The organism is Mycoplasma miroungirhinis (genome assembly GCF_013008815.1).
Lineage (GTDB): Bacteria > Bacillota_I > Bacilli_A > Mycoplasmatales > Metamycoplasmataceae > Metamycoplasma > Metamycoplasma miroungirhinis.
Genome location: NZ_CP053097.1, coordinates 364242 through 377539 on the forward strand (window position 1 = coordinate 364242; position 13298 = coordinate 377539).

Annotated in this window: 12 protein-coding genes, 1 tRNA gene and 1 other RNA gene; 1 reads left to right on the forward strand and 13 read right to left on the reverse strand. The window is 23.3% G+C overall.

What is annotated here, in order from left to right:
- Window positions 1-88: 88 nt before the first annotated feature.
- Window positions 89-1762 (forward strand): LppA-related lipoprotein, encoded by a 1674-nt coding sequence (locus tag HLA92_RS01665; protein WP_171112902.1) that lies wholly within the window; start codon window positions 89-91, stop codon window positions 1760-1762.
- Window positions 1763-1790: 28 nt separating this feature from the next.
- Here HLA92_RS01665 and tsf read toward each other — a convergent pair whose 3' ends face one another.
- The 13 genes from tsf to hisS all read right to left on the reverse strand — a co-directional run bounded on the left by tsf (window position 1791) and on the right by hisS (window position 13290).
- On the reverse strand, window positions 1791-2684 hold the full coding sequence (gene tsf, locus HLA92_RS01670) for a translation elongation factor Ts (protein WP_171112904.1): 894 nt from the start codon (window positions 2682-2684) through the stop codon (window positions 1791-1793).
- Window positions 2684-3553: a 30S ribosomal protein S2 gene (gene rpsB, locus HLA92_RS01675; protein WP_171112906.1), complete on the reverse strand. Its 870-nt coding sequence runs from the start codon at window positions 3551-3553 to the stop codon at window positions 2684-2686. Before rpsB ends, tsf begins: the two co-directional genes overlap by 1 nt.
- Window positions 3554-3720: 167 nt before the next feature.
- Window positions 3721-5319 carry a hypothetical protein gene (locus tag HLA92_RS01680; protein WP_171112909.1) on the reverse strand — a complete coding sequence of 533 codons (1599 nt, stop codon included), beginning with the start codon at window positions 5317-5319 and terminating at the stop codon, window positions 3721-3723.
- 72 nt (window positions 5320-5391) lie between these two features.
- Window positions 5392-5468: transfer RNA gene (locus HLA92_RS01685), tRNA-Ile, on the reverse strand.
- 42 nt (window positions 5469-5510) lie between these two features.
- On the reverse strand, window positions 5511-5903 hold the full coding sequence (rpsI, locus tag HLA92_RS01690) for a 30S ribosomal protein S9 (protein ID WP_171112911.1): 393 nt from the start codon (window positions 5901-5903) through the stop codon (window positions 5511-5513).
- Window positions 5903-6337, reverse strand: coding sequence for a 50S ribosomal protein L13 (rplM, locus tag HLA92_RS01695; protein ID WP_171112914.1), 435 nt, complete (start codon window positions 6335-6337; stop codon window positions 5903-5905). Before rplM ends, rpsI begins: the two co-directional genes overlap by 1 nt.
- 79 nt (window positions 6338-6416) lie before the next feature.
- Entirely contained in the window at window positions 6417-7082 is a 666-nt protein-coding gene (locus HLA92_RS01700) for a 16S rRNA (uracil(1498)-N(3))-methyltransferase (protein ID WP_237023535.1), read from the reverse strand.
- A gap of 64 nt (window positions 7083-7146) precedes the next feature.
- Window positions 7147-7521, reverse strand: a transfer-messenger RNA (tmRNA) gene (gene ssrA / locus HLA92_RS01705).
- A 20-nt stretch (window positions 7522-7541) separates the two neighbouring features.
- Complete coding sequence (gene smpB / locus HLA92_RS01710; RefSeq protein WP_171112919.1) at window positions 7542-7979, reverse strand: SsrA-binding protein; 438 nt, start codon at window positions 7977-7979, stop codon at window positions 7542-7544.
- A gap of 7 nt (window positions 7980-7986) precedes the next feature.
- Window positions 7987-10098 (reverse strand): ribonuclease R, encoded by a 2112-nt coding sequence (gene rnr / locus HLA92_RS01715; RefSeq protein ID WP_171112922.1) that lies wholly within the window; start codon window positions 10096-10098, stop codon window positions 7987-7989.
- A 3-nt stretch (window positions 10099-10101) separates the two neighbouring features.
- Entirely contained in the window at window positions 10102-10338 is a 237-nt protein-coding gene (gene secG, locus HLA92_RS01720; RefSeq protein WP_171112925.1) for a preprotein translocase subunit SecG, read from the reverse strand.
- A gap of 8 nt (window positions 10339-10346) precedes the next feature.
- Window positions 10347-12029, reverse strand: coding sequence for an aspartate--tRNA ligase (aspS, locus tag HLA92_RS01725; protein WP_171112927.1), 1683 nt, complete (start codon window positions 12027-12029; stop codon window positions 10347-10349).
- Window positions 12013-13290, reverse strand: a complete 1278-nt coding sequence (hisS, locus tag HLA92_RS01730; protein ID WP_171112929.1) for a histidine--tRNA ligase — start codon at window positions 13288-13290, stop codon at window positions 12013-12015. Before hisS ends, aspS begins: the two co-directional genes overlap by 17 nt.
- Between the last annotated feature and the right edge of the window lie 8 nt (window positions 13291-13298).

Consider the following 13298-nt stretch of genomic DNA (forward strand, 5'->3'; position numbering starts at 1 on the left):
TAAAATAACATAAAAAATAGAAATAAAATTCAATTTTTAAAATTTAATTAAATATATTGCTATAATTTTTTAATTAAATGGAGATACTATGAAAAAGAAAATAAATGTTTTTATCCTAACTGCTAGTTTGTTTTCTTTAACCTTAATTCCTTTAGTTTTAACCTCTTGTCAACAAACTAAAATGAATAAAAATAAGCGAGAAGACGAAGACAAAAACAATAATATAAAACAAAATGATATTAAACAAAAAAATAAAGAAAATGAAATTAAATATAATAATAAACAAGAAATAGATTTTGATTCCATTGCAAAACAAATACAACATAATTTAAATTATAAAAATATTGAAGATACTTATTTTGATGATGTGTCTAACTCAAAAGATGAAGACAAATTAATGTTTAATCCAATTGAAAATATTAATATAATTATTGAAAAATGAATCAAAACCGAAGATGCATTAATAATTGAATTTTCTTTCGAAAAAGATAAACAAAAATCAAAAATTTTTAAAAAAGAATTTTCAAGTTCTTGATTTAAGAAATCATTAGAAACACAACAAAATGAATTAGCAAAATTCCCTAAGGTGTTTTCTGTAATAAAGAAAAAAGCTAATGAAGATTCCCTAACAGTTTTTAACAAACTAAAAACAGATTCACTACAATTATTTTCTTATATACTTATTGGAGATAATATTTATAATAAATATAAAAATAAAATAAAAGTTGATGTAAAAAATGCTATAGTAAATCAAGAATTAGGTAGCATTGAAAATATTATTTTAATATTTAATGAAAAAGAAAATGTCATTAAAAAAACTATAACAATACAAGGATTAAAAAAATCAGATGTTTTTTTAGAAAATAATGTAATTGAACAATTACAATTACACCCACAACTTCAATCTCTATATCCATCTTTTTTAGGTTCTATTTTAGTTTTTATTGATAATAGTGGAAATTTCTTAAAACAACAAAAACAAAATGATAATTTATATGATTGAAGTTATTTTATAAGTGAAAGTGGTCACGGTTTAATTAATCGTTCAAAAAATTTGAATTTTTCGAGATTAAAACATTACTTTTTAAAAATTAAAGATGAATATAAACAAAAATATGATTTTAAAGTTTTAAAAATAAAAGCTAATGATTTAAATGGTACATTGTCAATGGAAATTGCTATTAAAAACATTGATGAAAAAGATCCTGATTATAATAAAATTGAATATAAACAATTTAATTTTGGAGGGTTTAGATCATTAACATCAAATATCAAACCTAACTTATTTGATTTTTATATTCAACAAAATGATTTAAAAGAAATATTAAATAAATATAAAATTACTGAAATTGCACAAAATAATAAATATAATTTAGAAAATAATAATCAAAAAAATATTACTAATTTAATTGATAAAACTAAATTACAAATAATTAAAAATGCAATTTTTAATAAATTGAAATTAAGTATTCAAGATAATGAAAATGTTTATCAATTAACGGTTGTTGATAATTATTTAAATAAATTTAATTTTAAAAACAATAACTCATCTATTTATCCTTTATACTTAAATATTTCTAATAATATAATTAAAGATATTAATTTTAATTTAATAAAACAATCTGAGAGCCAATTTCAGTTACAACTTGATATAACATTATCAATTTTCCCTTATGTTTCTAATGATTTTAATGATTTAATTGAACAAGGAACAAATAATAGTGAAATTACTTGAGTAAATCAAAATTTTATCAACTTATAAAATAAAAGTGGCGTTTGCCACTTTTAAATTATTTTTTAGCCATTTGTTCAGCAACTTCATCTGCAAAGTTTACATGTTTAACTTCAATTCCTTCTCCTACTTCGTAACGTAGTGAAGAAATTAATTCTAAATTATTATCGTGCATATATTGAGCAACTGTTTTTGAATCTTCCATTACAAATGGTTGAAATACTAAAACATTATTTTCATTATATGCTTTACGTAATTTACCTTGTAACATATCATTTTGTACTTTTTCAGGTAATTTATCAAATTTAGGATTTTGTCTTACTTCAGCTAATGCAGTTTCTTTAATTTTTGTTGCTAATTCAGCTGGTAATTGGGTTTCAAAATCATAAGAAGGATTTAAAGCGGCAACATGCATTGCAACATTTCTAAGTGAATCTTTATTTTGTCCCTTGGCTAGAATAATTGTTGCAATTCTTTCGTTTGCATGAGTATAAGTTGCAACTACTTGTCCATCTTGAGGTACTACTTTTACAACTCTTCTTAAGGTAATTTTTTCACCAATTTTAGCTGTTGCATTAGTGATTAGTTCTTGTAATTCAATATTATTAACTTTTAATTTTAAAACATCTTCTAAAGTTTCAAAATTATGTTCCAATAATAATTTTTCGATAGTAACTACTAATTCTTTAAATAAATCATTTTTAGCAACGAAATCTGTTTCTGAATTTAATTCAAATGCAACTGCATATTTATCATTTTGTGATGCTTTAACAATACCTTCTGCGGCAATTCTTGTAGCTTTTTTAGCTGCTTTTGCCACTCCGTGTTCTTGTAATCATTTAATTGCTGCTTCAATATCATTATTTGTTTCTTCTAAAGCTTTTTTAACGTCTAAAAAACCTGAGTTAGTTCTTTCACGTAATTCTTTAATTAGTTTTAAATCTGCAGCCATTATTTTTCCTCTTTTTCTTCTTTTGCTTCTTCTGTTTGAGATCTTTTTACAAATTTTTTAGGTTCATCACTATTTTCTTTTTTAGGATCTTCTGGTAAAACAATATTTTCATCTGATTGGTATGCAAATAATTGTTTTTCTCCTCTACCTGATGCAATAGCGTCAGCTAAAACTGTTAAAATTAATGTTAATGATTTTACTGAAGCATCATTTGAAGGAATTCCAAAATCAACATCATCTGGATTACCATTTGTATTTAAAATACCAAATACTTTAACACCTTTTTTTCTTGCTTCTTTAATAGCAATATCATCTACTAAAGGACTTGCTACTATCATAATTTGTGGTGTTTGGTGCATATAACGAATACCATTTAGGTTTTTATGTAATTTAGCTATTTTTTTATCAGCTTCTAAACCTTCTTTTTTAGTTCAACCTGGATATCCAGATGCTTGCTTTTGTTCTAATTCTTCTAATTTTCTTACACTTCTAAAAATTGTTTGTTGATTTGTTAAAGTTCCACCTAATCAACGTTCACTCACATATGGAGAATTAGTTCTTTTAGCTTGTTCTTCAATAATGTTTTTAGCTTGTTTTTTAGTTCCTACAAAAATAAATTTTGCACCTTTTGAAGAAGCTTTTTGGATCATTTTGAATGCATATTCTAATGATTTTTGAGTTTTTGAAACGTCAATGATGTGATTTCCATTTCTTTTTCCATAAATATATGGTTTCATTTTTGGATTTCATACACTTGGACGACGTCCAAAATATGTTCCAGCTTCTAATAATTTAGCACGAGAAATAATATCTTGTGTTGGTTGTTTTACTTCTGTTTTTTCAACAGGTTTTTGTGTTGTTTGTTCCATGTTTTTCCTTTGTTTTTCGTCCTATTGTTTCGAAATATTGGCATCATATACGACACACCCAATAAAATCCACAATAGTGTTTAATTTCATTATTTAAAAAGTACTTATTAATAAGTACTTATTAATTTTAACATATTTTTATTATTAATTTATTAATAAATTAACTACTAATTTTCATTTTCTTCATAATTTAAGTTAATTCAGTTATTTATTTTCATCATTCGGTATTGAAAATAATATTTAGATAATTTTTTATTATTAATTTGTAAATATTTCGTTTTTTCTTGTGCGATTTCTTTAAAAGTATTAATTGTTTGATTATTACATATTTCAGGTAAAGGGTAATCAAATAAAACACTTAAATCTTGAAATTCTGAATGTTTTGAATATATTATTTCTTTATTGTGAGGGTTTTGATATAAATGAATTTTCAGTGTATTAATTTCAGTATTAGTTGTACAAAAGCTATTATTTAATAAAGTTAAAGATTCACTTCTTGCATCAAACATTAGAACTTCAGCATATAAGTGATTTGAATTTATTTCAAAATTCAGAATTTGATAAATTTCTTTTGAATATTGATCAACTCAAATCATAAAATTGTCTTGTGTTTTTTTAACATCACTTGTTTCAAAATCTAAATTTAAAACTGCTAATCCATTTCTATATAATAAATCAAAATAAAAATATTGATTCGTTTCTTTATATGTTTTTAAAAAATTAGAAAAAATATGTTTTTGAGTGTATTTTGTCATTAAAAGTTCATCTGCAATATTTTTTCAATGATGAATCATTTGAGTTTGTTTAAAGTTTTTAGTGCTTCAAGATAGAAATTTTTCTATTGTCAGTAAATTATCTTTTTGTACAACATTTTTTTCAAAAATTGGATTAATAGTTTGATAATTACCGCTTAATTTTAAGTATAAAATTAAAGTTTTTAAATATGCTAATTCATCTTCATTGATTAAATTATGATAAATAGTTATTTTATGTCCTTTATGATAATCTATTTCATTTATATAAATAAAAAAATTTTTTAAGATATTAGTTGTTACTTGCTTATTAATAATAGTTGGAATTATATAAGGATTAAGTGAAATAATCATATCAATATGGTGGTTTCGTAAAAAACTTTTGGCCAAATATGTTAATAAAATTAATTCTCCTATTTCAAAATTAAAGGTGATTTTAGGAATAATTATATTATTATCATTTATTAATGATATTTCTAAATCAGGAATAGTATTTATAGTTAAATTCAAAATTTTTTCTTGGTTATTGTGTTTTTTATCTTTTAGTTCTTTTTCAAAAATTTTTACTTCATTAAGTAACATTTTAGATATTTCATAAATATAAGTAATAAAACTATGTCTAATATTAAAATAATTTATAAAAGAGTTATATAAACTCATTTGTGTTAAATAAAATTTATCATTAGGATAATTATTTAATAAACGCAATAAAAAATATTTTGCATTATAAAATTCATAATTACGATCATAGACTGCACACATTAATTCATTATATGATTTATGGTCTTTGCTAACTAAATTAATAAGTGGTTCTGAATATTTTCTTGCTCGTTCGTAATAATTATTATTTAGACAAATTTTTGTGATTAAAAATACTAGCTGTAAATTATTTTGATATTCTTTTGCTAAAGTTTCGAAATAAACAAATAATTTATCAAAGTTATTTTTATTTTCATACTCTTTAATACTGCTAATAATATCATCTAAATGATTTTGATAAAATGATTTATCCATATAACTTCCTTATTATTATAATAAAAATTAAAAAAAGCAAACATATTGTTGCTTTTGGTCACTTTAGTGAAATGGTGCGAACGAATGGACTTGAACCATCGACCTCACGATTATCAGTCGTGTGCTCTAACCAGCTGAGCTACGCTCGCATGTAAGTGGAAATAATCCACTTTTTTGTATTATTAAAATAATTAACGTTTTGAGAATTGTCTTGCACGACGCGCTTTACGTAATCCATATTTTTTACGTTCTTTAACTCTTGCATCACGTGTTAACATTCCAGCTTTTTTTAAATTTAAACGATATTCTTCATTTACTTCTAATAAAGCTCTTGCAATACCTAATCTAATTGCTCCTGCTTGACCTGTTAAACCACCACCATTAACATTTGCCTCAATATCATATTGATCTACAGTATCAGTTAAACCAAAAGGTTGTTTAGCATCTTTTAATAAAATATCACTATTTAAATATAAATTTGCTTCTTGTTTATTAATTAGGAATTTTCCATTTCCAGGTTTAATGTATACTCTAGCTACTGAACTTTTACGACGACCTAATCCATAGTATCTAACATTTGCCATTATTTAACCTCTATTTGAACTGGTTGTTGTGCTTCATGTTTATGTTCACTACCAGTATATACATATAAATTTTTAAATTGTTTTCTTCCTAATTTTGTGTGTGGTAACATTCCTCTAACTGCATTTTCAATTAAAGCTTCTGGTTTTTTAATTCTTAAATTTTTAGCATTAATTTTTTTCAATCCACCAGGATATCCTGAATGTGAATAGTAAATTTTATCTTGTTCTTTGTTTGCTGTAAGAACAACTTCTTTAGCATTTATAATGATAACATTATCTCCCATATCAACATTCGGAGTAAATGTAGGTTTATTTTTACCTCTTAAAATTGATGCAACCATTGCGCTTAAACGTCCTAAAACTTGGTCTTTAGCATCAATTACGTATCATTTTTTTTCTACTTCTAAGTGTTTTATAATTGTAGTTTGACGCATGTGCTTTTCCTTTTATTGATCTTATAATAAAATAATGCTTATTTATTATAACAAATTTTTTTATATATGAATAAATTTTTTAATTTTCATTTACTCTACTTAAAACATATAGGCAAGCTGTTTCTGCTCTTAATATTGTTTTTGTGAGTTTAATAATTTTAAAGTTGTTTTGCAGCGCAAGGTTAACTTCAGTATCACTAAAGCCACCTTCGGGACCAATTACAAATAAACTACCACTCGGATATGATACTAAACTTGCAGCGCTAGATTTTTCGTGAGCTAGATATTTATTTTTATAATCTAGTGTTAATATTTTACCAAATTTTTGGCAATTATGTAAAAAAGGTACTTTATTTCTAAAACTTTGTTGGCTAGCCTCAAAAATTATTTTGTTATATCTTTGCATTTTTTTATTAAAATCATCAATTTTATATTGACAAAACTCACTTGTAAATGGATATATATCACTAACACCTAGTTCAGTTGCTTTTTGTAAAACTAATTCAAAATTTTTTGCAACTATTAAAGGAACTGCAAGAGCTACTGGATTTTTATATTCATGATCTAAATCAAGTTTAGAAATAATTTTAGCTTTTTTATTTTCTAAAATGCAAATATAAAATTCATTTTCAAAAACACAAATAAATTCTTTAAATTTTTGTCTTGCTACTTTAATATGGTTTAGTGTGTCATCAGATAAATCAAAATATTTATCATTATGTTTGTTAGATACTATAAATCTCATCATAATTAAAAATTATACAAAAATCTCTTAGTTAAAAAAGTTTATTAAGATTTTTATAAAAAAATGGTGGAGATGCGGGGAGTTGAACCCCGGTCCACACATAAACTTGCTTTAAAAATCTACAGTTTAGTATATTTTTAATATTCTAATAAATATAAAATAAACAAAATTTTTTATTAGAAGTAATATTTATTTCAATTATACCGCTATTACAAAAGCATAATCTAATCTCATATAACGACATTTACTACCGAGAATTAGTAAAGCGACTAGTATTTATTAAGCAAATAATAGATTTTGTGATTGGTTTAACATAAAAGGAGAAACTTCTATGTTTTTGTTTGTATTCTTTCCGTTTATTGAAAGCCTAGAAGCATTATGGTCTGCAAAACCACTGCATTTTAAAGGAGCTTATATCTGTCGAAACCATTACACCCCCAAAGCAAATTAATTATATCACTATTTATAATAGTTAAGTATCTTTTTCATTTTCATATCTTGCTCTTTTTTGATAATTTTTTGTCTTTTGTCATGAATTTTTAAATGTTTTACTAATAAAATTTCAATTTTAATATGATTTTCTTTTCAATAAATCATCGATGGAATAATTTGTAATGATAATTGGTCTTTTTTAGACATTATTCGATAAATTTCATTTTTATGTAAAAGCAATTTTCTCGGTCTTTCAAAATCTGCTTTTACTAACATGTATTGTGAAATGTGCATATTATTAATTCACATTTCAGAATCTTTAATGCTACAAAATGCATTTTTTAAATTGACATTACCTTGTCTTATACTTTTAACTTCTCATCCTTCTAAACTAATTCCACATTCATATGTATCTATGATGTTATATTCAGCTTGAGAAAATTTATTTTTTGCAATGATTTTCATAACACACCTAAACTATTATTGCGCTTATATTACCTTTTAAAGGATCTATTTCAGTAATTCTAATTGAATAATTATTACCTGCTAATATTTGTCTGATTTTTGATTTAGCTTCTAAATTACTTACTTGTATCATTTCTTCGTTTTTCATATCTTCAAAACGAACTAAAATGGAAGTTTTATATTCTGGACTTTCAAAAAAGATTCCAAATTTTTCAACTGAAATTGCTGTTGCTTGAATTGTTGTGTTAACAAATTTTTCAAAAAATTCTGATTTTTTTAAATCAACAATGTTTCTTTCTACATTTAAAGCAATATTTTCAGAATCACTATTTAGTTCAGAAATAAAATGAATTTTTTGACTTAATGTATCTTTATCTTCTAATTTTAGTTCGGTTTGATTAAAAATATAATTACGAATTAAACGGTGTAAAAGAAGATCTGGATATCTTCTTATTGGACTAGTAAAATGTGAATAAAATTTACTTGCTAAACCAAAATGTCCAATATTTTGTTCTGAATATTTTGCTTTTTGTAAAGTTCTTAGTAAATACATTTTAATAAAATCATCAAATTTAATTTCTTTTAACTGTAAAACCATTTGTGCAAATTCTTTACTATCACCTGAAAATGGAACTTTAATATCAATATTTAAAAAATTTAATATTTGTTGTAAATTATAAAGTTTTTCATCAGAAGGTAAATCATGAATTCGATAAATTGAAGGAATTTTTTTATCATACATCATTTTTGCAACTGTTTCATTTGCTCGAACCATAAAATCTTCAATCATTGTTTCACTAAATCCTGATTGTTTTAATTTAATATCAATTACATCACCTTCATTATTTAAAATAATTTTTGGTTCAATAATTTCGAAATCAACATAACCTTCTAATAATTTTTGTTTTCTTATTAATAATGAAATTTCTTTTGCAATTGTTAACATTTGATTAGTTTCAGTATTTTCAAAACTAAATCTTCCTTCATAAAAATCATTAACTTGATCATAAGTAAGTCTATAATTTGATTTAATGATTGAAGGATAAATTTGATATTTAGTATTTAAACCAAATTCATCTAAATCTAATTCTAATGTTAAAACTGCTCTTAATTGTTGAGGATTGATACTACAAATACCATTAGATAATTCAAATGGAAGCATTGGAATAACTTTATCTGGTAAATATATACTAGTTCCTCTTTTTAATGCTTCTTGGTCTATAAAACTATTTTCTTTTACATAATGGCTAACATCAGCAATATGAACTCATAATTTATAACCTGAATCTGTTTTTAGACAACTAATTGCATCATCAAAATCTTTAGTATCATTTCCATCTATTGTAACTGTAAAAAGATTTTCAAGATTTTTTCTACCTTCATAATCTTGACTAGTTATTTGTTTAGGAAGTAATTTAGCTTCTTCTAACACTTCGAAACTAAAATTAGTATCAACATTATTTTGAACGATTATTTTTTTTTCTATTATTCTTTTATCATCTGTTTTACCAATATATTCTATAAATTCTAAATCAACTTTTTTAGCGTTTTTTCTTGGTGCAAGCACTTTAACTTTAACAAATTGTTTTAAATCATAATAAAATTTAGTCGGCACATTTATAAAGAAATTTGCACTATCTTTAGCATCAACTGCTTCAAAAAAGATTTGATCATTTTGTTTTTTTATAAAATTACCAACAATAACTTGTTTTTTATGTTCAATAATATTTTTAATATATGCACGATATAAAATTTTATTATCTTGATTATAACTATAAATTTCAACATCAACTAAATCACCATCTAAAATAGCATTGAGTTGAAATGGTAATAATAAAGCTGATTTATCAATATCAAAATCCACAAAACCTAATCTTTTAGTTGAAATAGAAATATTATATGTATCACTTTTAATAAAATCTAAATAGAAATAAAACCCATCTTGGGTTTTTTCTATTTTATGTGTATCACAAAGTTCAAAAATAATTTTTGATAATTCTTTATTATCTCTTTTTGAAATTTGTAGATTTTTAGCGATTTCAATAAAATCTTGTGGTTTTTGCGAATTTTTTAGTAATTTTAAAATATTTTCTTTCAGGGTTTCGGGTTTAATTAACATTAATTAAGGTAAAATCACCCTCAAAATAATCGAAACAATTAATAATAAACTTCCTAAAGTTAACATAAAATATTTTAAAAATTTTTTAAAACCTTGCTCTTTTGAAACTTTAAATAAATCTAAATCTCCACTACCTACTAATGCTCCACTAAATGCATTTGAATCTGGTGACATTAAAAATGAAACAATTATTATCAAAATACTAATTATTATTAAAATAACCAATAATAATGTTGTCATATAACTCCTTATTTATTTAATTTTAAACTGTATTCACTTAATTGAAAATCAGTAACTTCTGAAGGGGAATTTGATAATAAATCTAATCCTTTTGCATTTTTTGGAAAAGCAATGACATCTCTAATTGATTCACTTTGAGTTAAAATCATTAAAATTCTTTCCATTCCAAAAGCCATTCCACAATGAGGTGGTAATCCGTATTTAAATGATTTTAAGAAAAATCCAAATTTAGATTCAATTTCTTTTGCACTTAGTTTTAAATGTTCAAACATTAGTTTTTGTAAATTGTAATCATAAATTCTTACACTACCTGAACCAAGTTCAAAACCATTTAAAACAAGATCATAACTTTGTGCTTTTACTTTATCATATTCGTGATTTTCTAAATAATGATATGTTGATGGATCAATCATAGTAAAAGCATGGTGTGCTGGTTCATATTCATTTGTGTCTTCTTTTAGTTCAAACATTGGTCAATTTACTATTCAAACGAAATGAAATTCGTTATTATTAGCTAATTTAAATTCTTCATTTAAATATGTTCTAATTGCACCAAGTGATTTAATTACATCATTATATTTTCCAAAACTAATAAATAAATAACCATTGTCAAAAATATTTTTTTGAAAAATATCTTTAAGTTTTGTTTCATCTAATGTGTTATTTAAATTAAAAATATTTTTAAAGTTTTTATTTTCTATTTCAACAATAATAAAGTTTTTTGCTTGATTTTTTTTAGCTAGTTCAAAAACTTTATTAACATTAAGTGATTCTTTTTTATCAAAATAAATTGCTTTATAAGTATTTGCGTCATTAAATTTATCACTTATATCTTCTAAAAGGTATTTAAATCTTGTATCTGGTTTATCATTTCCATATTTGTCTAAACTATAAAAATAATCCATTCTCTTAAAAGGTATTTCTAAATTAAGACCTATTGAATTAAAAATATGTTTATAATAATTTTCAACTAATTTAAATAAATCTTCTTTATCAACAAAAGACATTTCAAAGTCTATTTGTGTAAATTCAGGTTGTCTATCTTTTCTTAAATCTTCATCTCTAAATACTCTTGCGATTTGAAAATATCTTTCAAATCCTGAAGCCATTAGAAGTTGTTTGTATAACTGAGGTGATTGAGGTAAAGCAAAAAATTTTCCTTTTTTTCTAGTTGGAACTAAATAATCTCTTGCACCTTCTGGTGTTGATTTTGATAAAATAGGTGTTTCAATTTCTAAAAAACCTTCTTGATCAAAAAATTTTCGAGTTTCCAAAGCTACTTTATGTCTTAGTGCAATATTGTATTGCATTTTTTGACTTCTTAAATCTAAAAAACGATATTGTAATCTTAAATCTTCATTAGCTGATTCATCTTTTGTAATTTCAAAAGGAATTTGTTCTGAAGAATTTAATATTTCATATTCAGAGACTAAAATTTCAATATCTCCATTTTCAATATCAACATTTGCTTCTAATCTTTTTTGTACTTTACCTGTTATTTTGATAACTGATTCTTTTGTTAATTTAGGATCTGAAACATTTTGAAAAATAATTTGAATAATTCCAGAACGATCACGTAAATCAACAAACAATTGTGATTTAAATTTTCTTTTTGTTGCTATTCAACCGTATAAAGTTACAACTGAATCCACCATTTGAGAATTTATTTCATTATTAAAAAGTGTTTTCATAAATTACCTCATTAATTTTAGTTTTAAAATTTTCAACATTAGTAAATGATAATTCGATATCTTTATTTAAATTAAGAAATTTTATTTTTATTTGGTTTAAATGTGTATTTAATTCCTTAAATATTAACATTTTTGGTTTTAATTTATCAGCTTTTTTAAACATTTTTTTCAGATTCATTTTTTCATAATAAATTTCTACTGAATATTCTTTTCTTAATTCAGAAGCAATATTTATAATTTCATCTTTTTCTTCATCATTTAAATAACAAATAAAAATATCTAAATTTTCATCTAAATTATACTGTTTTTGATTATATAAAATTATTTCTACTAGTCTTTCAACTCCAAAAGCAAATCCTATACTATTTAAATCTGGACCTGAAAATTGTTTTACCATTCCATCATATCTTCCACCAGCTAAAATTGTACTTTTAGAACCAAGTGATTGAGAATTAGAAACAAATTCAAAAACGATATCATTATAATAATCTAAACCTCTTACTAATGAAGTATTTATTTCATAATTAATATTATGTTGTTTTAGTAAATCTTGTAATTTTTGAAAGTTATTTTTTTGTTTTTCTGATAAAAAATCAATAATTTTAGGTGCATTAATAATAAATTCTTCATTTGCTTGTTCTTTATCATCTAAAATACGTAAAACATTATTATTTAATCTATTTTGATTAATAGCACTTAATTTATTTTGATGATTTTGAAAATATTTTACTAACGCTTCATTGTATTTTTTTCTTGTTACATCATCGCCTAAATTATTTATTTGTAAAACATAATCTTTAATTTTTAGTTGTTCTAAAAATGAATGAGCTAATAGTAATATTTCAAAATCTAGTTCAGGTGATTTTGGTAATAAATTTTCAATCCCACCTTGCCTAAATTCACGATAGCGACCTTTTTGTGGTCTTTCATAACGATAAATATTACCATAATAAAATACTTTATAAATATCATTTTGAGTTAATTTATTTTCAATGATTGCTCTTATAGTAGGTGCTGTTGCTTCAGGTCTAAGTGCAATTGATTTACCGCTTTTTGAATTAAAGACATACATTTCTTTATTAACAATATCACTAAATTCTCCACTACTTCTAACAAATAAATCAGTAGCTTCAATAATTGGTGTTTCTAAATATTGATAATTATATTTTTTTACTAAATCAAAAAAAGTATTTTTAATAAATTCATAAACTTTTGCTTCTTTTGCAAAAATATCTTTTGTTCCTTTTAATCTTTGATACATAAAATTCC